Annotated in this window: 32 protein-coding genes; 13 read left to right on the top strand and 19 right to left on the bottom strand. The window is 33.8% G+C overall.

All coding sequences use genetic code 11. The features are described from left to right. Window positions 1-71 precede the first annotated feature (71 nt). The 5 genes from JAZ75_RS12755 to JAZ75_RS12735 form a co-directional block, all read right to left on the bottom strand. Complete coding sequence (locus tag JAZ75_RS12755; RefSeq protein ID WP_208702253.1) at window positions 72-512, bottom strand: hypothetical protein; 441 nt, start codon at window positions 510-512, stop codon at window positions 72-74. Between the two features lie 86 nt (window positions 513-598). Next, window positions 599-1,507, bottom strand: a complete 909-nt coding sequence (locus tag JAZ75_RS12750; RefSeq protein WP_208702251.1) for an NAD(P)/FAD-dependent oxidoreductase — start codon at window positions 1,505-1,507, stop codon at window positions 599-601. A 291-nt stretch (window positions 1,508-1,798) separates the two neighbouring features. Further along, on the bottom strand, window positions 1,799-2,200 hold the full coding sequence (locus JAZ75_RS12745) for a glyoxalase (protein WP_183917022.1): 402 nt from the start codon (window positions 2,198-2,200) through the stop codon (window positions 1,799-1,801). An 11-nt stretch (window positions 2,201-2,211) separates the two neighbouring features. Further along, on the bottom strand, window positions 2,212-2,661 hold the full coding sequence (locus tag JAZ75_RS12740) for an SRPBCC family protein (protein ID WP_021187851.1): 450 nt from the start codon (window positions 2,659-2,661) through the stop codon (window positions 2,212-2,214). 18 nt (window positions 2,662-2,679) lie between these two features. Further along, window positions 2,680-3,105 carry an SRPBCC family protein gene (locus JAZ75_RS12735; RefSeq protein ID WP_208702249.1) on the bottom strand — a complete coding sequence of 142 codons (426 nt, stop codon included), beginning with the start codon at window positions 3,103-3,105 and terminating at the stop codon, window positions 2,680-2,682. Between the two features lie 137 nt (window positions 3,106-3,242). On the opposite strand from JAZ75_RS12735, the gene JAZ75_RS12730 reads away from it, so the two are divergent. Beyond that, window positions 3,243-4,220: a GlxA family transcriptional regulator gene (locus JAZ75_RS12730; RefSeq protein WP_031286881.1), complete on the top strand. Its 978-nt coding sequence runs from the start codon at window positions 3,243-3,245 to the stop codon at window positions 4,218-4,220. A 58-nt stretch (window positions 4,221-4,278) separates the two neighbouring features. Here the strand turns inward: JAZ75_RS12730 and JAZ75_RS12725 are convergent, their stop codons facing one another. Beyond that, on the bottom strand, window positions 4,279-4,785 hold the full coding sequence (locus JAZ75_RS12725) for a GNAT family N-acetyltransferase (protein ID WP_208702247.1): 507 nt from the start codon (window positions 4,783-4,785) through the stop codon (window positions 4,279-4,281). A gap of 354 nt (window positions 4,786-5,139) precedes the next feature. Here JAZ75_RS12725 and JAZ75_RS12720 point away from each other — a divergent pair, with 354 nt between their 5' ends. Both JAZ75_RS12720 and JAZ75_RS12715 read left to right on the top strand, forming a co-directional pair. Continuing rightward, the gene (locus tag JAZ75_RS12720) at window positions 5,140-5,547 is read left to right on the top strand and encodes a helix-turn-helix domain-containing protein (protein ID WP_021187854.1); all 408 of its coding nucleotides are present in this window, start codon (window positions 5,140-5,142) and stop codon (window positions 5,545-5,547) included. A gap of 67 nt (window positions 5,548-5,614) precedes the next feature. Then, window positions 5,615-6,379, top strand: coding sequence for an SDR family NAD(P)-dependent oxidoreductase (locus JAZ75_RS12715; RefSeq protein ID WP_132842850.1), 765 nt, complete (start codon window positions 5,615-5,617; stop codon window positions 6,377-6,379). Window positions 6,380-6,496: 117 nt separating this feature from the next. Here JAZ75_RS12715 and JAZ75_RS12710 read toward each other — a convergent pair whose 3' ends face one another. The 3 genes from JAZ75_RS12710 to JAZ75_RS12700 form a co-directional block, all read right to left on the bottom strand. Next, the gene (locus JAZ75_RS12710; protein ID WP_208702245.1) at window positions 6,497-6,766 is read right to left on the bottom strand and encodes a hypothetical protein; all 270 of its coding nucleotides are present in this window, start codon (window positions 6,764-6,766) and stop codon (window positions 6,497-6,499) included. Window positions 6,767-7,218: 452 nt separating this feature from the next. Continuing rightward, window positions 7,219-8,052, bottom strand: coding sequence for a ferritin-like domain-containing protein (locus JAZ75_RS12705; protein ID WP_208702243.1), 834 nt, complete (start codon window positions 8,050-8,052; stop codon window positions 7,219-7,221). 19 nt (window positions 8,053-8,071) lie between these two features. Then, window positions 8,072-8,791, bottom strand: a complete 720-nt coding sequence (locus JAZ75_RS12700; protein ID WP_021187857.1) for a ferritin-like domain-containing protein — start codon at window positions 8,789-8,791, stop codon at window positions 8,072-8,074. Between the two features lie 437 nt (window positions 8,792-9,228). Between JAZ75_RS12700 and JAZ75_RS12695 the strand changes: the two genes are divergently transcribed. Both JAZ75_RS12695 and JAZ75_RS12690 read left to right on the top strand, forming a co-directional pair. Beyond that, window positions 9,229-9,447 (top strand): DUF4287 domain-containing protein, encoded by a 219-nt coding sequence (locus tag JAZ75_RS12695; RefSeq protein ID WP_208702240.1) that lies wholly within the window; start codon window positions 9,229-9,231, stop codon window positions 9,445-9,447. 47 nt (window positions 9,448-9,494) lie between these two features. After that, window positions 9,495-10,220 carry an AAA family ATPase gene (locus JAZ75_RS12690; protein ID WP_208702238.1) on the top strand — a complete coding sequence of 242 codons (726 nt, stop codon included), beginning with the start codon at window positions 9,495-9,497 and terminating at the stop codon, window positions 10,218-10,220. A 43-nt stretch (window positions 10,221-10,263) separates the two neighbouring features. Here the strand turns inward: JAZ75_RS12690 and JAZ75_RS12685 are convergent, their stop codons facing one another. The 3 genes from JAZ75_RS12685 to JAZ75_RS12675 all read right to left on the bottom strand — a co-directional run bounded on the left by JAZ75_RS12685 (window position 10,264) and on the right by JAZ75_RS12675 (window position 12,285). Next, on the bottom strand, window positions 10,264-10,761 hold the full coding sequence (locus tag JAZ75_RS12685; protein ID WP_208702236.1) for a YdcF family protein: 498 nt from the start codon (window positions 10,759-10,761) through the stop codon (window positions 10,264-10,266). A 116-nt stretch (window positions 10,762-10,877) separates the two neighbouring features. Continuing rightward, entirely contained in the window at window positions 10,878-11,483 is a 606-nt protein-coding gene (locus JAZ75_RS12680) for a hypothetical protein (RefSeq protein ID WP_232789433.1), read from the bottom strand. Beyond that, window positions 11,464-12,285: a metallophosphoesterase family protein gene (locus tag JAZ75_RS12675; protein ID WP_132842856.1), complete on the bottom strand. Its 822-nt coding sequence runs from the start codon at window positions 12,283-12,285 to the stop codon at window positions 11,464-11,466. The genes JAZ75_RS12680 and JAZ75_RS12675 overlap by 20 nt, the downstream gene beginning before the upstream one ends. An 813-nt stretch (window positions 12,286-13,098) precedes the next feature. Here JAZ75_RS12675 and JAZ75_RS12670 point away from each other — a divergent pair. After that, window positions 13,099-13,974: an SIR2 family protein gene (locus JAZ75_RS12670; RefSeq protein WP_021187864.1), complete on the top strand. Its 876-nt coding sequence runs from the start codon at window positions 13,099-13,101 to the stop codon at window positions 13,972-13,974. A 72-nt stretch (window positions 13,975-14,046) separates the two neighbouring features. Here JAZ75_RS12670 and JAZ75_RS12665 read toward each other — a convergent pair whose 3' ends face one another. Beyond that, on the bottom strand, window positions 14,047-16,104 hold the full coding sequence (locus JAZ75_RS12665) for a heavy metal translocating P-type ATPase (protein WP_208702234.1): 2,058 nt from the start codon (window positions 16,102-16,104) through the stop codon (window positions 14,047-14,049). Window positions 16,105-16,164: 60 nt separating this feature from the next. Then, window positions 16,165-16,587 carry a Fur family transcriptional regulator gene (locus tag JAZ75_RS12660; protein WP_132770887.1) on the bottom strand — a complete coding sequence of 141 codons (423 nt, stop codon included), beginning with the start codon at window positions 16,585-16,587 and terminating at the stop codon, window positions 16,165-16,167. A 538-nt stretch (window positions 16,588-17,125) separates the two neighbouring features. Here JAZ75_RS12660 and JAZ75_RS12655 point away from each other — a divergent pair. Then, complete coding sequence (locus tag JAZ75_RS12655) at window positions 17,126-18,472, top strand: MutS-related protein (RefSeq protein ID WP_208702232.1); 1,347 nt, start codon at window positions 17,126-17,128, stop codon at window positions 18,470-18,472. Between the two features lie 82 nt (window positions 18,473-18,554). On the opposite strand, the gene JAZ75_RS12650 is transcribed toward JAZ75_RS12655, so the two are convergent. Further along, window positions 18,555-18,947 carry a group III truncated hemoglobin gene (locus JAZ75_RS12650; RefSeq protein WP_208702230.1) on the bottom strand — a complete coding sequence of 131 codons (393 nt, stop codon included), beginning with the start codon at window positions 18,945-18,947 and terminating at the stop codon, window positions 18,555-18,557. A 129-nt stretch (window positions 18,948-19,076) separates the two neighbouring features. On the opposite strand from JAZ75_RS12650, the gene JAZ75_RS12645 reads away from it, so the two are divergent. Both JAZ75_RS12645 and JAZ75_RS12640 read left to right on the top strand, forming a co-directional pair. Beyond that, window positions 19,077-19,433 (top strand): cupin, encoded by a 357-nt coding sequence (locus tag JAZ75_RS12645; protein WP_232789432.1) that lies wholly within the window; start codon window positions 19,077-19,079, stop codon window positions 19,431-19,433. Between the two features lie 52 nt (window positions 19,434-19,485). Continuing rightward, entirely contained in the window at window positions 19,486-19,923 is a 438-nt protein-coding gene (locus tag JAZ75_RS12640; RefSeq protein ID WP_021187868.1) for an RrF2 family transcriptional regulator, read from the top strand. Between the two features lie 139 nt (window positions 19,924-20,062). On the opposite strand, the gene JAZ75_RS12635 is transcribed toward JAZ75_RS12640, so the two are convergent. After that, the gene (locus tag JAZ75_RS12635) at window positions 20,063-20,494 is read right to left on the bottom strand and encodes a nuclear transport factor 2 family protein (protein ID WP_132842863.1); all 432 of its coding nucleotides are present in this window, start codon (window positions 20,492-20,494) and stop codon (window positions 20,063-20,065) included. A gap of 185 nt (window positions 20,495-20,679) precedes the next feature. Further along, entirely contained in the window at window positions 20,680-21,102 is a 423-nt protein-coding gene (locus JAZ75_RS12630; RefSeq protein ID WP_208702226.1) for an NUDIX hydrolase, read from the bottom strand. A gap of 195 nt (window positions 21,103-21,297) precedes the next feature. Between JAZ75_RS12630 and JAZ75_RS12625 the strand changes: the two genes are divergently transcribed. Beyond that, entirely contained in the window at window positions 21,298-21,624 is a 327-nt protein-coding gene (locus JAZ75_RS12625; protein WP_208702225.1) for a winged helix-turn-helix transcriptional regulator, read from the top strand. On the opposite strand, the gene JAZ75_RS12620 is transcribed toward JAZ75_RS12625, so the two are convergent. Further along, window positions 21,621-22,076 carry a VOC family protein gene (locus JAZ75_RS12620; RefSeq protein WP_021187873.1) on the bottom strand — a complete coding sequence of 152 codons (456 nt, stop codon included), beginning with the start codon at window positions 22,074-22,076 and terminating at the stop codon, window positions 21,621-21,623. The genes JAZ75_RS12625 and JAZ75_RS12620 overlap by 4 nt on opposite strands. A gap of 180 nt (window positions 22,077-22,256) precedes the next feature. On the opposite strand from JAZ75_RS12620, the gene JAZ75_RS12615 reads away from it, so the two are divergent. Next, window positions 22,257-23,597, top strand: coding sequence for a DUF389 domain-containing protein (locus JAZ75_RS12615; RefSeq protein WP_208702223.1), 1,341 nt, complete (start codon window positions 22,257-22,259; stop codon window positions 23,595-23,597). 99 nt (window positions 23,598-23,696) lie between these two features. Here the strand turns inward: JAZ75_RS12615 and JAZ75_RS12610 are convergent, their stop codons facing one another. Beyond that, window positions 23,697-24,041, bottom strand: coding sequence for a winged helix-turn-helix transcriptional regulator (locus JAZ75_RS12610; protein ID WP_183917047.1), 345 nt, complete (start codon window positions 24,039-24,041; stop codon window positions 23,697-23,699). A 92-nt stretch (window positions 24,042-24,133) separates the two neighbouring features. On the opposite strand from JAZ75_RS12610, the gene JAZ75_RS12605 reads away from it, so the two are divergent. Then, window positions 24,134-24,772 (top strand): peroxiredoxin-like family protein, encoded by a 639-nt coding sequence (locus JAZ75_RS12605; protein ID WP_208702221.1) that lies wholly within the window; start codon window positions 24,134-24,136, stop codon window positions 24,770-24,772. Next, a complete protein-coding gene (locus JAZ75_RS12600) occupies window positions 24,769-25,572 on the top strand; it encodes a DNA alkylation repair protein (protein ID WP_208702219.1) in 804 nt (267 codons plus the stop codon). The genes JAZ75_RS12605 and JAZ75_RS12600 overlap by 4 nt, the downstream gene beginning before the upstream one ends. Window positions 25,573-25,651 lie beyond the last annotated feature (79 nt).

The raw sequence follows: 25,651 nt of genomic DNA, 5'->3' as shown, positions 1-25,651 counted from the left end.
ATGGTAAGATAAAAAGCTGGACTAATACTAACAATAATCAACTATTGGCCAGGCCATTTAAAGTAAAGATCTTATTTTGACAGACCATTTATAATTCGCACCTGATAAGCTCCGTTATAATGATCACCAACCATAAGATTCTCACTAACAGTAATATAATATTGGCCTGTGTCTTTAAATCGATATTCCAGGACTTTTCCGAATGGACCATCAGCACTCCCATTTGGAGAAAAAAGCTGACCAATACGGATATTTGCCGTATTGGTTGGACTTTCAAGTATAATATGAGCGGAATCCGGTTTATGGACAGATATAAAAATAGTGTCTGTAATACCTGATTTTTTCTCCATTTTATGAGTAAGACCTCCCTCTAAAAAATTAATTCCGGACTGCCGATGCAATTCGGTATCCTGAGACTTGTCTTTCACAGCTGGCCTCTGATGAGAGGTATTTGGTTGGCATGCAACAAAAGTGAGAAATATAAAAGAAGTAATGACGAACAATCTAGACATAGTTTTATTATTATAAACAAATAAGAGAATAAAATAGTTTACCCCCAATTATTTGGTTAAAGCAAATCGTCCTTTATGATTCATCATCAAAACTCTTCCTGTGTTAATTCCATATTGACCATCGCTCCAGCTGTATTTCCAGTACTTACAGCACTTGCTACGGAGCGCATCATTGTGGTGGAGTCACCACAGGCAAAAACACCTGGAATATTGGTTTTCTGAAAACTATCAACTTTGATATGCCCAGCCTCAGTAAGCTCACATCCCAAACTCACCGGCAGGTCTAAATGCTGCACGAAGGGAACTGGAGCATACACAGCATCAAAAGTTTCTGTTCGACCATCATCAAACACCAATTGCTTAACATATCCGTCTTTATGAACAATTTCTACTATTTCAGTTTCAATTATACCAATTTGATTTTTAGCTAATTTATCTTTTTGTTCTTCTTCAAAATTTGCGTCACCTCTTGTCAAAACCTGTAATTGATCAGTGAGATTATGAACTAATGAAGATAGATGGATTGCCTTATCCCCTTTTCCAATAATACCGGTTTTTTGATGTTTAAATTCATAACCGTGACAGTAAGGGCAATGAATAACTGAAATCCCCCAGCATGCAGAAAAACCCTTTATATCAGGAAAAATATCCTTAACTCCAGTAGCAAAAATAAGTTTCCTACCGATATAAATATTCCTTTCTTCAGTACAGATCTCAAAACCTTCTGACGCAAACCTACCATCTGTCACGACACCATTTTCAAAAATAATGCTTTCATATTGCTCAACCTGTTGCTTTGCTATGGTAGCAATCTCCAAGGGTGTCTTACCATCTTGTGTCAAGAAATTATGGGAATGTGGCGTCTGTCGATTGCACGGAATTCCACTATCAATTACCAACACATCTCGCAAAGAACGTCCTAGTGCCATGGCTGCAGAAAGACCTGCATAGCTACCTCCAATAATGATGACATCATAAATTCTATTTTCTTTCATAATAAACCTTTAATACACCATCAACAATTACTTTTGTGGGATGGTGTATTAAAGGTAACAACTATTGCAACTTAATTGCAATAACATTGACGGATATTATTATTTCTTACTCTTTCATGACAGATGCATTTCTATCAAAATTTGGATGGATAAATTAACATGCCTACAAACCATATAATTTCAATTATTTTACAAAATAATTGAAAACACTACTCAATAAAAAAAGGCTATCTTAAATTTTAAGTTAACCTTTTTTCATTTTTGCAATACGATTAAATTAGAAGCTATCTTCTAAATAGCCAATATCCAACGCACATCAAATGCATCCGTTATTTCAATCAAGCTTTGTTTGATTTCATCTGGAGTATAAGTAATCTTTCTATTAACTTTCAATTTATGAATTAATAATTTGCGATCTCCCGCATCATTACAATGCAGAAATATAGATAAATAATTTCCGACCTGACGACCTTCATTATGTACCAAATCTGAACCATGAATTACAATCATATCAGAAATTAATGAGCCAATAATTATAGGTGACTCCGGATAGTTATTCATCTCATTTTTAAATGCTTCAAAATACAACTTACCACCAAAACAATTTTGGTAAAATTGAAGTGCTTTCTTACAATTTCCTGAAAATGTAATAAAAACACCATTCATCATTTTATCGGTTCTCTGAAATAACATATTGCTATAAATTATGCATCAGGTATTTCAGGTTCAACCAATCTCTTCATTTTATCTAATGATTCCTGCCAACCTAAATAGCACATTTCAACAGGTATTACATCTGGAATATTTTCTTGCACAATTTGAAGTTCAGTACCACAGGACACCTTATTCAGTGAAACTGTCGTTATCATTTCTCCCGGAAGATTAGGATCATCAAAACGATCACTATATTTAATTGATTCATTCGGTAAAATCTCTAAATATTCTCCACCAAAAGAGTGCCCATTTCCAGTGCTGAAATTTATAAAAGTCATTTTAAAGTTACCGCCCACTTTAAAATCCATTTGTTGCACTGTACATATAAAACCATAAGGAGGTAACCAGGTGGCATGTGCTATTGGATCAGCAAAAGCACGAAACACTTTTTCAGGACTGGCCTGAATAATGCGATGTAAGGAAACTGTATTCTTTTTCATGACATTAAATTTTAGGAATTAATATTTTTTTGATTCTACATATTTTACAAAACTATTCAAGATGGCCTGCCATCCTTGTTTTTGAACTTCAACCTCATTTTCGCTCTCCGCATCAAAAACTGTCGAAAGAGTTGTTTTACCATCCTTTTCCGTAAATACGGTACGTACCTTTCTTCCATCATTCATGCTGTAAGCCAACTCCTTAAATAATTCGACCTTATCATAAATACCTTCAAAATCAAAGCCAAAACTACCATCTTTAGCTTCCATTCTATTTTTAAATTTTCCATTTACCCGGACATCATTTTCACTTGCAGGACAGTGCCAATTTGGATCTGCACTATTCCATTGCATGATATCACTAGGTGTATTCCAAGCGTCCCATACGATCTCGATGGGAGCATTTACTATTGCTGTAACGTTAATTTTTGTTGATTGTATCATTCCTCTTTTCTTTATGTTTATAATGCTTATACAAAGATGGAGATCATTTCAAAATGTCACATGTTGTAAAAACGACAACTATAGGGGTGGATAACGACAAAAACTATTTGTACATTTATCTAACTAAATTAAGAGATATGCAAATTTCCATTTTCGTTCCACAACATGGTACAATAGAAGGCATTACACCCGCATTTCGTACTTTTCAAACCGCCAATGAATTTCTTACCTTCTTTGGCAAGAGACCCATTTTCAATGTCGAATATGTTGGCTTAAATGAATATATCACCGCAAATAACGGAGAGTATACCATAAAAACAAACCGCTTATTATCTGAAGTTACTAAAACAGACCTCCTCATTATCCCTCCAACATTTGGAGATATGGATAAAGGGATAAAAGCAAATGAAGAGGCTTTACCCTATTTCAGAAAACTTCATTTAAAAGGAACAAGCCTTGCAAGCTTATGTGTAGGAGCTTTTTTACTAGCAGAAACAGGATTATTAGATGGAAAAAAGTGTTCCACCCACTGGGCATACATAAACGAGTTTAAACAAAGATACCCTGCAGTCGAGATCGAAGATGGAGCTGTGATCACCGAACACGAGAATATCTATAGTAGTGGCGGTGCAAACAGTTTATGGAATTTAATACTGTATCTGGTCGAAAAATATTCAGATCGAGAAACAGCTGTCATGATATCAAAATATTTTGCATTGGATATCGGAAGAGATAACCAGTCTCAATTTGCAATTTTTAGAGGTCAAAGAAACCATAACCACACTGATATTCAGAAAGTACAGGATTATATAGAAAAAAATTACGAAGAAAAGATTACTGTAGAAGATTTAGCAAAACTCATCAATATTGGTCGTAGAACGTTTGAAAGAAGATTTAAAGATGCTACAAACAATACACCTATCGAATACATGCAACGCGTACGCATAGAAGCTGCAAAAAATCATTTTGAAGCCTCACGAAAGAATGTCTCCGAAGTTATGTTTAACGTAGGTTATACCGATACAAAAGCGTTTAGAGATATTTTCAAAAAAATAACAGGCTTAACCCCAATAGAGTACAGAAACAAATTTTCAAAACTTGGAGATGAAATATAAACCTAAAAATTATAAACCAATTCAAAGATCACAAATCACTATTATCGATTATTTACATTTATAGCCATAAGCAATACATCAATTCCTCAGCCAATAAACCATCCGGCCATCGTGATTCTTTTGAATAAGTATACACAAAACCACATCGCTGATTCGCTGCTTTTGAAGCTTCATTACCCGCCCGATGTGATACAATAACCTGAGCACACTCCTTTTGCCTAGCCCATTCAATTCGTGCTTGAAAGAATAATTGAGAAAGTCCTCTGCCACGATAAGCCTCTTTGATGAACGAAGAAATTAAAATGGCCTCAGATTGATTATCTCTATTCAGCACTACACCACTTAAACCGATCAATAAATCTAAATGATATAAAGCAAAAATTGCCCGTGCATCGTTTTCCAATAAAGCAATCCAATCATCCTGACTATACAATACTTCTTTTGCATATGAACTACCAAATAATTCAGGATTTGTCTTTAAAGCCTCAAGTCTGATTAACTTATAATCTTGCCATTGAGATGGGGCTATCCGCTCTAGCTTATAATCACTTAAATTAATATTCATTTTTCATTAACTAGTTTAATTTTTCATTTTTCGAGAGAAACAAGTTACTGATGGAAATTTTAAGTTTGATATGTAATCCTATAATCCACCTTAGTAAGCAGATCAATATAACAATTTTCTAATTATTTCTACTTTTCACAACTCATTTAAGACCATTAACAACAACGTGAAAAGTCAATAAATTTGACGCTATCTTAAAAAGATTTAAATAATTACAAACATACAGCAATAAAAAAAATAATTTTTTATTGCTACATTTAGATTAGCAAAGTTTACAATCGAGCTCAACAGTACTTTTATTATTTTAAAACAGAAAATAAGGGATACTTTTATTAAAATTACATTTTCGAAGACATGAAAATTCCAAAAAAGTTTTTAAGCCGTCAACATGAAATAACTGCTGATTTTTTACGAGAAGTAGATAACCATCTGATAGATATATTATCGGGCAAAAAGGATCAAATGTTTGAGATTAGAGATTTTGCAGCTTTGCTTTACATTCACCCTATTCACCTCAGCAATACAATCAAATCCGCAACAGGGTATTCACCTTGCTATTTCATGGAAAATAGATTAACAGAAATATCAAAATCACTCTTACAAAATAGCGATATGTCAATTGCCGAAATTGCGCGCACATTAACCTATGACCCCTCCAACTTCACCAAATTCTTTAAGCGTTTTTCAGGAAAAACTCCAAAGCAATATCGGGTAGATTATTTCCAATCATTATCATCCGAAGTTAATAAGATAGCGATATAATACTTAAACTGTCACCATTTTAATCAACATTTGTCATTTAACTTTGTTTTCAATAAAAAAGAAACAAATGGAAACAAAAAATAAAATTGCACTTGTAACCGGTGGTAGCCGTGGACTAGGAAAAAATACCGCTCTCAAAATCGCATCAAAAGGAATTGATATCATCTTAACCTATCAGTCACAAAAAATTGAGGCAGAAAACACCGTACTAGAACTTAAAAACTTAGGTGTAAATGCTGTGGCTTTACAACTTAACGTTGCGGACAGCAAAACCTTTGACAGCTTTTTCACTGATATCCAATCGACACTTGTATCGGTATTTAATACCGATAAGTTTGACTTTCTGATCAATAACGCAGGTATCGGTATCCATGCTTCTTTTGCAGAAACGACTGAAGAACAATTTGACAACTTGGTAAACATTCATTTTAAGGGAGCCTTCTTTCTAACGCAAAAAGCTTTGCCACTGCTACGTGACGGCGGTGCTATTATCAATGTATCGTCAGGCTTAGCTCGTTTCGCTACCCCCGGCTATGCGGCATATGCGGCAATGAAGGGAGCAATGGAAACTTTAACTAAATATCAGGCAAAAGAATTAGGAGTAAGAGGTATTAGATCCAATATAATTGCACCAGGAGCAATTGAAACTGATTTCGGAAATGGTTTAGTACGAGACAATGAACAAATTAACGAAGCAATTGCTTCACAAACAGCACTGGGAAGAGTAGGACTTCCAGACGACATCGGAGGTGTAGTTGCTTTCATGTGCACAGATGACGCAAGATGGATCAATGCACAGCGAATCGAAATTTCAGGTGGCATGTTCTTATAGAGGAATAAAAAAATTCAGCTACTAAAACCTGCGTATTCAAATATCATTTTGAAACATGCAGTATTAGAAATCATTAATTTAATACCATTTTAAATTAATGATTTCTTTTTTCTTAGTCTAGTCAATTTCAAAATCAACAAAAACAGCTCCATCAAAATGTTGCTCTTTAATATTCCTAAGGGCATCTTCGATAACAATTAGTGCTGGTTCCCCAATTCCAGAAGTATAGTCCAAGCGAACGAGATAATCCCATACATCAGAAACTTGGATTGGATAGTAACTTGGATTTTCATGATCAATACCTTGCGCAGAGGCTAATATATTGTAACCTCTAATTTGCAATTGCAGTAATAGATTCTGATTAACAGGTAAAAATTGCATAGTCATTTAATAAAACAAAATGTATTAAGCTTAATCAAATCAAAAACACATCTTTTAAAAGAATTCTTAAAAATACTTATTGAGTGAACCTATGAAATAAACTATTTAAAGACACATCCTTCTAGCTTAAGTAGGTTTTTATCAGATATTTTTTGTGAAATATCCTAACTGATTCGATCGCTACATAATAAGTTACATCCGGCAAAAAATAGCATTTAATCTGATTTGTAATGTTTTTATAGTTAAACAAATAATTAGAATAAAATGTTTTAAGAATCAAATTGAAAAATACAATTTTTATGAATTTATACAAGGCAAAAAGCGGCACCAGAAAAAATCATAACCAATACATTAAACCTTATATCTGTTAAGTTTCTCACTTCAGAGCACTGAAAATAGTATCAAAAAAAGCTCCCTGTTCATAACAAACAGGGAGCCTCACTTCAAAGCATTATACACTAATTTTTAATAAACAGACTTGCAATATTAAGAACAGCATCAGCTCCTAAAGGCTCATCAAAAGATTGAGTAGCCGCAGCCAAAGATAAATTACCTGTAACACCTTTCAAAGTTGTAATATCAACATTTGCTTGAACTTTATTATCTTCCCCCATATAAACTGGATCTACAACAGCACCAATTCCACTATCATTTGCACCTGTTATCCAAGGTTTTTGATTTGCAGCAGCACCCCCTCTTGCTCTACGCATCTGACGTATATGCGAAGCATGACGAGCCTCTACCGAATGTATCTGTAAAGCGGCGGTTAGCACAACTTTATTTCCGAGCAAAATACCTGCCTGTCCCTTATATGCACGGACACCAGTATCTTCAAAAGCTTGAGCAAGAGCTAAGAATGTATCATAATCACTAAAAACATTTCCAAAGGTACCTCCAGCTGTAAAATCAAAAGTAGGTTTAGAAACTGCCTTATCCCCTAATACCTGCTTAAGAAATTTAACATGCGCATTTTCATGATCACGAATGGTTGTAATAGCTCCCAAAGGTCTACCTGAAGGAATTAGATTGGGGGCAGCAACCCCTTTAGTATAATATTCCGCTTCAAGATATTCCAACGTTAACGCATAATTCAACACACCATTAACATCTGTAGGAGCTGTCGCGCCATAAGCTTTCTTAAAAAGATCACTTATAAGGAAGGGTAATGCGGCCAAAGTAACCTTTTTTCCAAAAGAAGTCATATTTCGAATAACTTCTCTGCGTGGACTAATGCGATCAGTGAATTCTGGATCAACATTATTTATTTCGTCAAAAACATTTAATAAATTCATAACAATAAGATTTAGAAGGTTAATAAGTAGGTAAATCCTTTACATCAATTTTAGATTTGATAAATGGGGAAGCCGCCTGAAGCACCATAGTGGGACTTTTAGCAACATCTAAACCATTTGAATCAATAACTTCCATATTCGCAAAACTTCCGTTATCGATCAAATCTCTGATCAATGCAGCATGTCTAGCTTCAACAGATACAATTTTACCTGCTAAGGCAAGATAGTTGACATCTTTGATCAGCCATCCAGCACCATTATAGGCAGAGACACCCAGATCTTCAAATGTTTTGGCGGTGCTTAGCACACTTTCTCTACTTGAAAAGTTAATACCGGACAGATTAAATTCTAAATTTGAAATAGCTTTCCCACCTAAAGCTTTTTTAAAGAATTCGCGATGCGCAACCTCATGATCTCTGATATCTGTTAAGTAAGTCTTTTCCAAATCTGATATACCAGAGTATGGACTATTTACAACCTGAATATAAAAAGCCGCTTCAAGTTGCTCAAGTGCGTAGGCATAATTTAAAATAGCGATGTCACCACTGCCAAAATAAAAACCATCTGCCCCCATATCTTCATCATGGCGGTCCTTTTTACAACCAGTTACCCCAAGTAGGGCAAGACTTGCTACGCCTGCACCGGTAAATTTTAAGAAATCCCTTCTCCGAAGGTCTTTTTTATCGAGATGTTCGTTTTCTTCTACTAAACACTCTTTTTGAGATGACATTTTTTCCATAACATATTCGTTTTTAGTGTATAATTTTTTAGTTTATGAATTTATATACGACAACTTTTTATGAGTGGATTGGAAGATTTTCTTTTTTTTCAATATTTTCTCAAAACAAGTATATACCACATATTACAAACGTATTAATTCACCCTGCTTTATTTTATGTAAGCTTTAGAAAATATATTATACTATTTCGATTCATAAAAGAGGATACTACTTCTAGATTCTCATCCCCTATTAGTACACCTGTGCAAACGATACTTCCTGCATAAAAAAATAAAGTATCGTTAATCTCCGATAGAAAATCAATGCTTATTTGTTAAAAAAAGGCAAAATTGTGGTATAATTTTAGCTGTGATATAATGCAGATCCAACAGCAAAATATAAAAAAGCTAGTTGATAAATGTACCAGTAATTAGAAACCGAAAATTAAATTTAATAGCATGTCTTTTCACACATACCTAAAGAATATTGAAGAAAAAACCGGAGTAAGTCCCGAAGCATTTATAAACTTAGCAACCCAAAAAGGATTTATAGAAAACAATAAAATTAAAGCTGAAATAAAAGCTAATCAGATTATCAATTGGTTAAAAGAAGATTATCAGCTAGGACATGGTCATGCACAAGCAGTGTATGCTTATATCAAAGGGAAAAGAGATTAATTCGCATTAGCACTAACTTAATATTTGTTTTTATATGATTGATCAATATGTTATACCTAAAAAGTGTTGAAAATACTAAGCCACATGTGGATCGTATATCTTACCCATACAACATTCCATCCATCCACAGTTTAGATAAGCTTACTTTCCGTAGCCCAGTCACTTTTATCGTAGGAGACAACGGATCAGGAAAATCTACTTTTATCGAATCAATTGCGATTAAGTCAGGATTTAATGCCGAAGGTGGAAGCTTAAATTTTAACTTTTTAACGAAAGAATCACATTCGAACCTTTATGAGGATATTAAACTGATCAGAGGTCCATACCGCTTTAGAGACGGTTATTTCTTAAGAGCGGAGAGTTTTTTTAATGTTGCCAGTGAAATAGATAACCTTTACGAAGGCGATCAAGCGAAATTAGAAGAAGCATATGGTCAATCATTACATCAATGTTCACATGGAGAAAGCTTCTTAGCACTGATGCATAATAGATTATCAGGAAAAGGGTTTTATATTTTTGACGAACCAGAATCAGCACTTTCATTTGATAGTCAACTCAATATGATGATTCGGATAAAAGAATTGGTCGATCAAAACTCTCAATTTATTATTGCAACACATTCCCCTATTTTATTATCCTATCCCGATTCAGAAATATATAAAGTAACAGATAGCGGACTTGAATTAACGCATTATGAAGAAACAGAACAGTTTAAATTGACCAAGCTTTTTATTAATAATTATCGACAAATATTAAATGAACTGGGACTATAAATTTTCCATAAAAATAGAGATGGCTTAATCCCTTAATTTTAGACTAATATATTTTAAAATTATTTTTCTCTAAAGCCTTAATAGCGTTCCTTTCATGTTCCTCAAGCATCACTAATTGCTGTGTATCCAAGCTTGAAACGGCAGGGATAAAAATAATCGGAAATCGCTTAGGTGCTATAATATCCCATAGAATTTTTATACGCTCCATGTGAAAATCTGAGGTGACTAACATCACCAGGTCTGGTCTTTCTTCCTCCAATATTGGTAAAGCCTTCCTAATATCATCAACTGAATGTGCCGAAAGGGCAAAAGGTAAAAAAAAATGATTTGGGATTCCTTTTGAAACGAGATATGCTTTGCTGTATGTTGCATGTGGAAGATCTGTAGGATTAAAACCTCCAAATCCGCCTGAACATAAAATCTGGCAGGCATCATTATACCTGCAGAGTTCAAATACACAATTAAGTCTGTCAGTTGCAATTTGACTCAGATTTCCCCTTTCATCATTTGGCGCACCCAAAACCAAAATTACTTTCTTCATGAATTAAACTTAAAAAAAGTATCTGAGATTTTATAATCTAATAGCGACACCAACATAAAAACGACTGAAAACACCTACTAAAATATTCAGAAACAATCCTTTTTTAGTTTAAAAGATTAAAACTTAAATCGTATACCTACCCCAAGCTGAAAAACATCAGCAAGAGAAAGTGCTTTTATATTCTGAAAATAATTAATAATATAATAGTCATTTGAATTGAATTCAGTATAAATTCCAATCTTTTCTATTCCGATTTCCTTCCATATTTTATTCATATTGAGTTCAATTTCATTAGATAATGAGATGTGAGGTCTCAAAGCAGGAGACCAATAATAATAACCGGATGGATATTCCGATGAATTAAATTTAAATGATAAATCATCATGAAAAGTATAACTGAGAAATACACCTGGATTAAGCGGATACAATTTCCCCCAATTATTTAACTTTATTTCAAAAGGCTTGTAAGCAAATTTTGCGGTTATCGAATGTAGCTCTCCTCCCTTAGAAACAGGTACATAACCATAATTAAAATCAATGTTACCTCTCTTATTTTTAAAAATATCATATCCTGCGCCAACACTTATATAACCAATGCTTCCAGCATATTGAATAATTGCCGCATCTGGGATAAAAAAGTTCTTTTTCTGTGCATTACTCGGATTGACTGTGCCAATTAAAAAAAGGACTAGTATGCTTAATTTAAAAAGATATTTGTTCAAAGCTCAGTTTATTATTTACAATTTCGACTAATAAAAATTCATTTTTTCCAATTGCACTCGTGACCACAAAAGGTGTTTCAAAGTTTCCAACAGTAAACTCCTCAAAAACATGATTATGAGCATGAAAGGATGTGAGAAAACCTCCGGCGTTGCTAAATGTTGAAGCATAATCGTATTCCAGATTTTGATCAAAATCTGGAGAGGTAGGTGGAACATGAGAAATAGCCACATAACTCTCTACATGAGGCTGTGGCTCTAGCTCCTTTTTAAGCCAGGGTATATTAGGTACCTGACCATTAAAATTATACTCCCTACTGTTCGTATCATGACAGATAAATTTAACTCCCCCATATACAAAAGAATAATTGAGCTTTCCATACATATGCTGAAATGCATCTCTGCCACGTGAAGTAAGATCATGGTTGCCAATAACCGCAAGAAATGGTCTATTCAGCTTAGTAAGGTTTTCGGCAACCCATTGCATTTCTTTAAGATTACCAAACTCAGTTATATCACCAGCCACAATCACAAAATCAATCCCTGTCATCGTATTTACTTTCTTATAAAAATTTACTGTTTCATTATGTGACCGCTGCGTATCTCCTGTTATTATAAACCGGACAGTATCATCTTGCTGACCATCCCCCAACTTATTTAAATTGATTGCGTTGAGATCGCGATATGAATTTTTACTAAAAATCTGATTTGGACTATATTCAAAATCACTACAACCGGAAAAAACCGAAATGAATAATATAAAAGTGACCTGAATTGCCAACCTGATTGCTTTTTCTCTAATCATTGAAAAATAATTGAAAGATTAAATAAGAAATTAAAGCACATTAACACCATTTGTGAAAACGATGAATCACTATGCAGTTTCGAATATTATAAGATATTGAAGGCATTTGCATGCCGCCATAATATTTATTACGTTTCGAAGTAATACAAATATTAAAATATAAATTGACCTTTTGACTTAAAAAATCAGAAATAGTTTTATTGAGACTTTTAAATGACAAAAATGACCTTTAAACGGAACAACGAGAGATCATTCTTCATAATTTTATTAAGTAGCTTTTCGATATGAGTAAAACTGAAATTAAATGAAACATTAGAATACTAAACAACTAATAAATCAAACTTAATATTAATACATAAAACTATATCATTGATTTATAAATCACAAATTAAATAAATGACACCAGATACCTTACGAAATAGTTGTTAATCACAAATAGTATTTACAGATTAAAATTTCTTGTAATTCGATCATCAATAAGTTTTAAAAACGCAATAATGGTTATATAAAAATGACCGATTAAAAATCTAAAATTAAACTGACCATATTGGACATATATAGGAAATATAAAATTTTACATTAAATTATTGATGCATTAAATACAGTAAAAATACACAATCAACCCATCGTACATTCCTCATATGGCTCAATTAAAAAATTTAGAACACGCTAAATGCTTAGGCAAATACCATCTTGGATGAAAATCTTACAGTACAATAAAATATGCGTCGCTGAATATAGATTAGAAGAAAATAACGATATTAGATTTAATAAAATGCAGTAACCAAGCGATTATCAAGACCCTTAAAAACTATGACTCATATAGCACTGCTTATTGGCAATGACATCAACAATATCAACAAGGGAACAAGTTGGAATGATCTGTTAATGAGCATTAAAAAAAAATACCATGTTCAATCCTTAGAAAATGGTCAAAAACCATTCCCTATGCTTTACGAAGAGATATTCCTGAATGCCATAAAACAAAAGCATGTGGATGAAAAAGAGCTTAAAACTTTCATTGCAGATGCCGTTTCTGCCATACAACAAAATGAAATTCATGAATTGATTAGAACATTACCTATTCAAAATATCATGACAACCAATTATGATTTCAGTCTAGAAGGCATACATCCGAAAATAAAAACAAGTTTAGTGAATGAAACGACCTATAGTGTATTTAGACAATATCAATCTTTAAACAAAAACTACTGGCATATTCACGGAGATTGCAATAATCCGTTTTCTATTAACCTTGGCTATGAACATTATTGCGGACAATTACAAAAAATGCGTGAGTATGTTGTCAATGGACCAAATTATGCCCCGAGCACCAAAGTATATAAAACATCCCTTATTAGAAGATTACAAACAGGCAGACAAATGGTTTTACAATCATGGGTTGATCTGTTCTTCACAAATGATCTACATATTTTCGGTCTCTCCTTGGATTTTGTCGAGATCGACCTATGGTGGCTTTTAACCTATCGAGCAAGAAACAAGTTTTACAAGAAGAATACCTTTATCAAAAATCAGATTTATTACTATATTCCTAAGAAATATGTAAAAGATTCGGCAGACAAAATACAGCTTTTAGCCGCCAATGACGTTAAAGTAAAGATCGTTGATGATGAAAACAAAATCAAGTATTACAAAGCCGTTGTAAAAAGTATTAAGGATAAATTGTAGGATAACAGTCTAAAAACTAAAGTACACAAAAAGTGCTCGCTTTACATCAAATTACGAGCACTTTCAATAAATTTAAAACTTCATTTTCTGAATTCTTACAGCATTCAGTATAGCTATCAAAGATACACCGACGTCAGCAAAAACTGCTTCCCACATTGTTGCTATCCCCCCTGCACCCAAAATCAATACAACTCCCTTGACCACAAAAGCTAAGGTAATATTTTGCCATACGACGCGCTTAGTTTGCTTTCCGATCCGAATTGCAACTGGTATCTTGGACGGTTTATCGTCCTGTATAACCACATCAGCAGTTTCGATGGTCGCATCGCTACCTAGACCTCCCATTGCAATACCTACATCACTTAGAGCTACAACAGGAGCATCATTTACACCATCACCAACAAAGGCAACGCGTTGATTTTGTGCTTTGATTTCTTTAAGTTTATTGACTTTATCTTCCGGCAATAAATCTCCATATGCCTCATCAATCCCCAATTGATCAGCCACATATCGAACCACTGTACTTTTATCACCACTTAGCATAGTTGCTTTTACATTCAGTTTGTGTAATTGCTGAATGGTTTCTAATGCATCAGTCTTAATGCTATCCGCAATAGTAATATATCCGACAAACTTACCGCCATATGCAACAGCGATCAGAGTATATACAATCGTAGCGGGATCAACATCATAACGGATATTAAACTTATCCATTAACTTAAAGTTGCCGACCAATAATTGCTTTCCGTCCACGGTAGCCTGCAATCCATGCCCGCCTATTTCTTCCACTTGATCTAAGCGAATATTATGATCAACCTCACCGACATATTGATGAATAGCTGTAGCTACAGGATGAGTACTGTTACTCTCCAAAGCATTCACCATCTTTAATATTTCAGCTTGATCAAAATTAGTATCAAAATTAACCTCTTGCACCTGAAAGACACCTTCAGTCATCGTTCCAGTTTTATCCATGACCACATGCTGAATATTCGCTAGTGTATCCAAGAAATTACTTCCTTTAAACAAAATTCCATTGCGGCTTGCAGCGCCAATTCCTCCAAAATAACCCAAAGGAATAGAGATTACCAGAGCACAAGGACAAGATATAACTAAAAATACCAATGCCCGATACAGCCAATCGCTAAATACATAATCTTGCACAAACAGCGCAGGCAATAAACAAATACCGATCGCCAGAAAAACTACTATTGGCGTGTATACTTTAGCAAATTTACGGATGAATAATTCAGTTGGTGCTTTTTGAGCAGTTGCATTCTGTACCAGCTCTAGGATCTTACTTAATTTACTATCTGTATAAGCAGTTGTTACTTTAATCAAACTAACCGTATTCAAATTAATCATTCCAGCAAGAACGGTCTCTCCTTTAGATTTACTATCAGGTTTACTCTCTCCAGTTAAAGCAGCCGTATTGAAAGATGCGACATCAGATAACAATTCACCGTCCAAACCCAGTTTTTCACCTGGTTTTAACTGAATGATTGAGCCGATTTCTACATTTTCAGCTTTTATGATCTGGGGTTGATTATTGATTAGAACAGTCACCTCATCTGGACGTTGATCCAAAAGTGCTTTGATATTCCCTTTAGCCCTTGATACGGCTAAAGTTTGAAAAACTTCCCCAACAGCATAAAATAGCATGACCGCCACACCCTCAGGATATTCTCCAATAGCGAACGCACCGATAGTAGCTATAGCCATTAAAAAGAATTCGGAAAAAACATCACCTTTCCGTATACTGACTATTGCATCCTTAATGACCGGAAAACCTACCGGAATGTATGCTACCACATACCATATAGACCTTACCCACCCTTGAAACCAACTCTGTATTACCCAGTTATCCAAAGCAATAGCAAGCATCAAAAGAACAAAAGATATAATCGCAGGAGTAAACAGCTTCAAAGGGCTACCTTCTACATGAGAGTGATCGTGTCCATCATCATCAGTATGTTGAACTTGACCATCTCCATTATGATTATGTCCTTCACATTTACCCTGATGACCGATGAGTTCCTGAGCACCAGCCTGATTATATATTTTTGTTGTCTGTGTGCAGCAAAGCTGCGTACCAGCTTCGTCGTACTTGTGTTTATGTTGTACAGTCATTGTATAAGATTCTTTAACTTAATTAATACTATCAAAGATAGGCGCTCATGCTATGCAATACTATTGCATAGTTTCATTCATACAATTTTCGCAAATACCTTTAGCAAAAAGTCGGACCTCATCAATTCGAACCGAATTATTATTGGGCGCAGAAAAATTAATATCTGTCCGGCAAGTGGTATGCTTACAGATCTTACAGTAAAAATGAAGATGCCAGTCTTTATGTGTTTCCTCATTACAATCATCATGACAGAGGATATATTTGCTCGTATTATTTTCCTGTATACTATGCACAATACCTTTTTCTTCAAAAGTTTTGAGTGTACGGTATAGGGTTATACGGTCTGCTGGATAGAAGTGGGCCTCCATTTCAGATAAGGATAAAGCAATATGTTGAGAGGCTAAAAAATCGTATACTAATATCCGCATACTTGTTGGCTTTGTATTTTTATCCCGAAGTTTATTCTCTATTTCATTATTCATGCACTTGTAATTTAAGCGAATATTCTAATTGTTCTCATTAAAATAACAATTAGAAATCCTTAACAGCACTTAATATCTTGTATTTTTATCATTGATTTCAGCACAAATAAGTCTTAAAAACTTCTATTATCATACCAAAATATACACATAAATATATGAAATTTAACTCCAAAATAAGTTTAATTTCTCTCGAAATAAGATTAATGAGGTATCAAGAACAATAAAGAGTCAACTTCTACAACTACAATACTGACCATAATTTTACATTTTACTAACTATTTTTAAGTGGTAAGGATAACGGACTGCATAATGTAATTCATCATTTTGGAATACAGGCCCACTTCTATAAAAAATAACTATTGTACTACTCAAACTTATTTTATCCTGCGTTTTAAATAAAACCCTATCTACACTAATAGTAACTTATTAAATTTCAGCACACAAACTGATTCTATGATCCACATTTTGTATCTTAGTTTAGATTCAGCAGTAAAAAAGAAACAATTCAACAAACCATTAATAAACAATCTCTAAAGATATGTTCACAATTGATAAGCAAACCCTCAGTGACTTAAACGCTATTGATCATAGAGATTTTAGTTTATGTAATTTCTTTGACAATACCAGCACTTTAGGCGGAAGGTCCCTATTATACAGCTACTTCATTAATCCATTAAAAGATATAAAAGAAATCCAAGACCGAAACGAAGCAATCGAATACTTATCAAACGTAATGGATAATCATCCATTCGATAAATATATGTTCCAAGATTTAGAAAAATATTTAAGTCTTGGAGTAGAAACTGATTCAGCAAATCTATTTCGTTACTACTCAGAAAAATTATCTTTCAATTTCTGGTCCGCAGAAAATCAAATGGAACGCGTATTAATCAAACGCTCTATTGCCGAAATCGCCATGTTAATCACATACTTGACAGAATTATTAAATAAAGCAGTAGAACAGGAAAAACCAGTAGGACGACTCAGGGAGATGCTTAAATCTTTAAACAAATTAACATCAGATTTCGATCTATCCGAATTAAAAGTAATAGCCAGTAAAAAAACATCGCCCGCTTTAATTCTCAAATATGATTATAAATTCAGAAATTTAAATAATCACAATATTAAAAAGATTTTTACTATTATCTACGAACTAGATATCTATCAAGGAATTGCAAAATCCATGATGCAAAATCATCTTATTTTTCCCACATTTCACAATAAAACCGATGTAGATCATATGTTAGAGATAAAAGGAGCCTATAATCTATTTTTAAAAAAACCTATAAAAAACGATATCATAATATCACAAGAGAAAAACATCTGGTTTTTAACTGGAGCAAACATGACTGGTAAATCGACCTTGTTAAAAACCCTAGGAGCATGCATTTATTTAGCTCACTTGGGCTTACCTGTTCCTGCAGAAAAAATGGATACACTTTTTTTTGATGGCCTTTTAACGACAATCAATCTTGGTGATGACCTTAGCTCTGGCCGCAGCCATTTCTACAATGAGGTACTTAGAGTAAAAAAAGCAGCTGAACTACTTGCTTCAAAGAAGAGAATGATTATTTTGCTGGATGAATTATTTAAAGGAACAAATTATGACGATGCTTATCACGCTACTTTAACATTAGTAGAAAGATGTGAAGAATTAAACAATTCTATTTTTCTGATATCCTCTCATATAACTGAACTAAGTGCGAAATTAAACAAAAATCATGTTGAGCTAAAACATTTAGAAACATTAATTAATGAAGAATCACATATTACCTTCACTTATCGATTAATCCCAGGTATCTCCACAGAAAAGCTGGGTATGCGTTTACTCGAGAGAGAAAAAGTATTTGAATTATTTAAATCAATTCCATCTCAAAGATCTTAATTTTAACAATACCAAACTAGGGTTCAAATATTTTAACAAAATCCGATTGATCAGTACTAACACATCTTTATAGTATTAAGGTTCATATTAATGGTTTGGTATTTAAATTATTAAAATAAGTGATTTTAGATAAAAACATAGTTGCCATTTTATCTCCCCTATGAATAGCTTCATCAGCTTTCTCTCCTTCAAAAAATTCCTGAACCGTACTATACCAGAGCTTTAGCCAAGCATCAAAATGCACATGAGTAAGAGCCATAGCAGCATGTGGCGGAAATGGACTTCCAAAGTAAGTATGCTTTTCCAACAAGATAGTTTGCCAAAAACTATACATTTTTTTCAAATGATCCTCCCAGCGGCCAGCCAGTAGATTATTAAAGATGGGACCAATGAGAGCATCCTCACGTACCCTGCCGTAAAACGTATCAACAAGTAATTGAATATCTGCTAATGAAGTTATATCTTTCTTTTCCATATTCCTAATACACAAATTGATAAAGGGTTATTTTTAAAATTGTATCGACAAACAAATATAGCCATAATTAAAAGAGTTAAACATCTTTTATAACTATATTTGTACTAATCAAAAAAAACTGACATGGAAATGAACAAACAAAACACTCCGGTATCACTCTTTAATGAAGTGTCATATAAAGGAGAAAAACCATCAGTAACAGTCTTACTCGAAACGTCATCGACCAAAGAGATTCGGATATGTCTAGCAGAAGGAGTAATTATGACCGATCACAAAAGTCCATTTCCCATTGTCATACACATCCAGGAAGGTTCCATAATTTTAAATGTAGCAGGAGTTATACATAACATGGAAAAAGGAGATCTCATTGGCTTAGAAGGTGCCATCATGCATAATCTTACAGCAAATAAAAACAGTATCATAAGACTTTCTATACACAAGCAGGATCATGTCCAACGCGTGCAAAATGTTATAAATATCAATTAGAACAGTATCTTTGCACATAAGATTACAATTAAAGAAAATATAATTTAAAAAAATGGGTGTTTTTTCTAAAACCTGTGAATATGCCATGCGTGCAGTCTTTTACATCGCTCAAAGTTCTCATGAGGGTAGAAAAGTAGGCATTAAAGAGATTGCTGAAAAAGTAAAGCTACCAGAACCCTTTCTAGGTAAGATTCTTCAGAACCTCAGCAGAGTAGGTGTAATACAATCTTCGAAAGGACCTAATGGCGGATTTTACATTGATCCTGCAGGGTTAAAAAAACCAATTGCCGACATCGTCTTAGCTGTAGACGGCGAGCAGATCTTTATCGGATGTGGCATGGGATTAGATTATTGTTCCGAGAAAAACCCATGTCCTCTGCACAACGATTTCAAAAAAGTAAGAAATCACCTTAGTGCCATGCTTAAAAATACAACAATTGGTCAATTTAATCTAGAACTCATAAAAGGTAGCTTAACATTATCTAAATAATAATTAACCTGAATTCTTAATAACAAGAAAACAAATGCCTTCATAATATCAATAAAAGAATCAACTATTATCGGAAAACAAAAAAGTCCTATCTTTCGACAGGACTAACATAAACATATGATACTTAATTAAACATTTTCTATTGATAACAATTAATAGATTTTGAAACTTTCCAGGCTCCGCCGTCATTAACTAAAGTAACCAAATCTGTTTTAGTAAAATTTTCAAATTGCATAGTAACTTTCGCTACCATATAATGTGCAGACTGTTCTAAGATTAAAGTTGTCGTTTTACAATTTAACTTTTCTCCTTTTTGTTTTTTCAAAAAACTGATAACGTCCGAACGGCTATTTGTTCTCGCAATTTTACCCTGGACTTTCTGATTATAATCAGCAGTAAATAACTGCTCTAAACCTAGTGACTGCCCTTCAGTCATTACGTCTATATAATGATCGATTGCAAAATTTGCAGTTGACAAATTGATTGTCTTTTCAGGATTTCCCGAAGCCATTGTAAGTGTACTGATTGCAACCAATACTGCTACAGTGAATGTTTTTACTAGCGTTTTCATAATGTCTTTATTTTATAAATTTAGTTTTCTTGAGTTATCAGTTAGTCAGTTAAATACCCCATTCTTAAAAAGTATTTCTTTTAACTTTCTGACTCAAAATTAAGACAAGGAACACGCTCTTTTTATTACATTTAGATCAACAATATAAAAAACTCGGTGAATAGCAGGAAAATAAAGGTAAAGTATCAGACCTTTATTAGCCGGTCTGCTTCCAGTTTATCAAAAACCATTAAAACACCAATCACTTGAAACTGCTCTTTCATATATGATGCTCTCGAAAAATACTGGACCGCCCCGATTTCATTGCTAGGATTAATTTCTTCTCTAAGATCATATATAAAACAATCCTGCTCCATAATAACCACAGGATTTTCGCCATATGCAGGAGCAGTTATATGACAATAAAAATCCAATCTATCATCGTTCAGGTCAATCATCAATTCTTCTCTAATCTCCCGCTTTAAAGACGTTAATGAACTCTCTCCACAATCCACCTTACCGCCAGGCAAATACCATGCTTTTTTATTATTACTATAGGCCAACAAGAGTTTATTATCTTTTAAAGTGATTAAACCTGCTGTAAGAAGACTTGAATTAAGCGTATCCATATCAAAAATTTTAAACTTATATAACGCGTAATCTAATAATTTTTAAAGAAAAATCAATAGTCAGATTTACTTATTAAAATGTGCATAAAGGAAAAACATCATTTTCTATGGATATAAAAGCATCAAAAGAATTTCCGTTAAGGAAAAATGAATAATTTATCCATAACTTGTCCTTCTCATCGATCAATATCAACTATGCGTAAAGAAAATTCAACAAATTCTATAAATGAAAAATCGCTATTAGAGTTTTGCAAAGCCCATAAAGCACTCGCTCAAATCAGTGGTAGATGGAAATTATCTTTACTATTTGCTCTCCATGAAGAAGATTTATATTACGCAAGTTTTAAATCCATACTTCCAGATATTTCCGATCGGATACTCACCAAGCAACTGAAAGAATTGGTCGAAGATCAAATTATAGATAACAAAAAAGATAAAGTCAAATCGCTTTACATCCTAACCGAAAAAGGAAGGAAAATTTTAACCTTATTAACCGCCTTAGGTGCTATCGGTGAAAACTAGAAACTTACCTGTTCTAAAAATTCTATAACCTCACCATTTGGACTATAAACCAAACTATTATGAACACCGACAGATTTAGATTTATTTTTCAACTGAATAGCAAGCACTCCATTGCTCAGGTCTATAGCTCCAGCTTTTAATGCTTCCACCCTTGCTTTAGCCGCGTCCTTGACAACAAAGCAGATATGAAGAATAGAATTTTCGACCATTTCCTCCCCTAACCTTCTCTTTCTACCCTGAGCAGGCATATCGGCATCACCATCGCATATTTCAACATATACATTAATTTGTTCATGATACATCATGACACATTTTTCGAGATTAAAATCAGGTAATGACCAAGAATGCACAATTACAAATCCCAATTGTTCGTAGAACTTTACTGTTTCATCAAATTGAGGAGCCTTTAACGAATAATGATGAAAACCGACAATATTTTCTGACAACTTCATAATACATATTTTAGACAAACCTATGAAAGCTTATCGCTGAATAAAAGAACTTACAAAATTGTTCGTTGGCCGCATCATAATATTTAAAGAAAAAAACTCATCCAGCATATCATAAGAATATCCTAACATTTATCAAACGATTTTTAACAAATACTGTTATTGAGTAATAATAGAGAAATTATGGCAAACTCCAAATTCATACGATTTTTCAATTTACATACTGGCGAAGACAAAAAGGAAAATGTCTTAGAAAATGTCGTAAATAATATTTCATTTCGAGGAGCTAATCTTTGGATACTAGCTTGCGCCATAGTCATTGCCTCGGTAGGTTTGAATGTAAACTCTACAGCAGTCATTATAGGAGCTATGCTTATTTCACCTTTAATGAGTCCAATAGTAGGAGCCGGATTCGCATTAGGAGTTTACGACTTTCCGCTGTTAAAAAAATCATTAAAAAATCTTCTTATTGCAACCTTTGTAAGTTTATTGGTTTCTTTCTTATATTTCACACTAAGTCCTTTCAAAGATGCACAATCCGAACTCTTGGCACGCACCTCACCTAATATATACGATGTACTTATTGCCTTCTTCGGTGGACTTGTTGGTGTTATTACCATCACCCGTGTCGACAAAGGAAATCCAATTCCTGGAGTTGCTATAGCAACAGCATTAATGCCTCCTTTATGTACTGCAGGCTATGGACTAGCAATTGGCAATCTTTCTTATTTCGCGGGAGCATTATATCTCTATATGATCAATTGCTTTTTCATCTGCCTTTCTACTTTTATCATTGTCAAATACCTCAACTATCCAAAGGTTAACTTTGTAGATGCAAACCGTGAAAAGAAAATAACGCGTGTCATTTCACTTATTATTCTCGTACTTATTATTCCCAGTGTATATTTCGCATATACATTGTTAGAACAAAAACAATACGCACAAAAAGTTAACAAATTTATTCAGACAACCTTTACAGACAAAGGATATACAGTCGTTTTTGAAAGAACGAACTATAATTCCAATCCTAAAAAATTAGAATTAGCATTCCTAATCAAAAAATTCAGTAAAGAAGAGGTAGACAGAATAAAAAGAGAAATGGAAGATTATGGAATTAAAAATACAGAACTAGTCATCCGTCAAGACAACAATGATCTTAAAGCAGATATTTTAAATGAAATAAACAAAAAAGAACAAAATCTTTCTGAAAAAGATATTAGAATAAAACAATTAAATGCCGAATTGAACAAATACCAGATCAATACACCAAATTTACAAGAGAATATCAAAATCTTATTTCCGCAGATAACGAGCTACAGCATAGGTGTACAGAATAAAATAATCACTGCAGATAGCGCTATCAATACCATTTCTTTAATTTATATAGCAGATAAAAAACTAAGTGAAGAAGAATTTATCAAGCTCCAGAATTGGATGAAGATCCAATTTCCGGAAAGAGAAGTAGCTGTTATTGCAAACCAGGACAGTGATTTTGCACTACCACGAAAAGAATTGACAAAGTAAGCTTTCCATTTCCCTACAGGGAAATGGCTTCGATCATGGTTAAAATTGTTCCTCCATATCGTGACGCGATGCTTCATCTGTTCATTACTAGTGAACCCATCACTTAAAACCCGATTTTTCCTGCAACAGTAATTCTCCCCAAGCATTTAATTTCCATAGTACCTCCACCAGTTTTTCACCTAGAGGTGTAAGCGTATATTCGACACGAGGAGGTAACTCATTAAAGCTTTTTTTACTTAAAATACCATCTTCTTCAAGCTCCTTTAATTGTTGATTTAACACGCGGCGATCCACCTTAACTATTCCCCTCAACATTTCACTAGGGCGCTTTTCACCTTCATTGATCCGCCAGATAATCGGAATTTTCCATTTACCACTTATCGTGTTCACCGCAAATTCCAATGGACATATTTTTTCAGATATAGCTTGCACCTTTGATTTCATAAAATTGACTTTTTTATCCCATAGGGATAATAATATGCGGTATTGTCATTATGAATTTACTTTTAAATATTTGCAAAAACAAATCATATCGCATGACAAACTTAGCAAAGAAAATAGATGAAATTAATAAAAACTTAGCCGTGCAGTTGCCGGCTGACATTATCGAAGTTTTTAGTCAATCTATTCAAGAATTAAAGAGCAGTAAAATTGAAGAAAATAGCACACAGGTCGGTGATAAATTCCCCAATTTCAGCCTAAAGAATACCCGTAATCAAATCATCTACTTAAGTGAATTACTAAAAAAAGGCAAAGTAATTGTAGCTTTTTTTCGTGGTAGCTGGTGTCCCTATTGCAATGTAGAACTAAAGGCATTACAGGACCACATGGAATTTTTTAAAGAAAAAAACATTTCGTTAGTCGCTATAGCTCCACAATCGGAAAGTTATAACAAAGAATTAGAAGTGAACCACATGCTCCGTTATGATATTTTGACGGATCAGGATAATACACTAGCCAAACAACTCGGCATTTCATTTGAGCTACCAAATTACGCCCTCACCACCTATGAAAAGTTAGGGATTAAACTGTCAAAATATAATAAAAATGATCATAACGAATTACCAATACCAGCTGTATACCTCATTGATACAAATTATAACATAACCTATCAATTTGTTGATAGCAATTATATGAACAGAGTAAATATTCAAGACCTTATCGACCAATTATGATCGAAGTAAAAAGAAAAGGAGCAAGATCAACTAAAGATCTATCTCCAGCTATTTTAAAGCAATTAAATTGTGGAGAAGTCGAAACAGCAAATCTGGTTGAGTGGTTAGCAATTGATCAACGATCTTTACTGACGCATATATTAAAGCAACATAAACGCATAGCGTATCTAAAACCAGTTTTAGTAGCTATTGATCAGCTAAAAAAACAAACAGTCAATACGATCAATGAAGCTATCGGAACAGCGCTCTTTGAGCAATCATTCAAAAATGGAGATCAGCAATTTCTAAAAATATTATCCCAACATCAGGCCGATATGGCTCGCTGTTGGGCAACATACACAATTGGCAGAAATCATGAATTGAGCATTGAGCAGACACTAGAGCAAATTAAGCCATTTGCTGCAGACACACATTTCGGAGTGAGAGAGATCAGCTGGATGGCGGTAAGACATAAAATTAAAGATAATTTATTTTCCAGCATCAGCATCCTTTCCAACTGGACTTCGCATGAAAACAAAAATGTAAGAAGATTTAGCAGCGAGGCTACAAGACCACGCGGTGTATGGTGTCAGCATATTGATCTACTCAAAAACAAACCTGAGCTAGCATTAGAAATTTTGGAACCACTTCGATCCGATCCAGATCGTTATGTACAGGACAGTGTTGGCAACTGGCTCAACGATGCCAGTAAGACAAAAGCAGATTTCGTGCGCTCACTTTGTGAGCGCTGGGAAAAAGAAAGTGGTACAAAAGAAACAAAATATATCATCAAAAAAGCATTAAGAACAATTGGATCATAAATAACCAAATACTATTTTCTTGTCATTTGCAAAGTGGAAACCAGTGAAAATTATTGTAAATTCAGTCCGAAAGACCAAG

Source organism: Sphingobacterium sp. UDSM-2020, from assembly GCF_016132525.1.
In the GTDB taxonomy this organism is placed as follows: domain Bacteria; phylum Bacteroidota; class Bacteroidia; order Sphingobacteriales; family Sphingobacteriaceae; genus Sphingobacterium; species Sphingobacterium anhuiense.
This window is presented reverse-complemented; position numbering and strand designations above follow the sequence as displayed.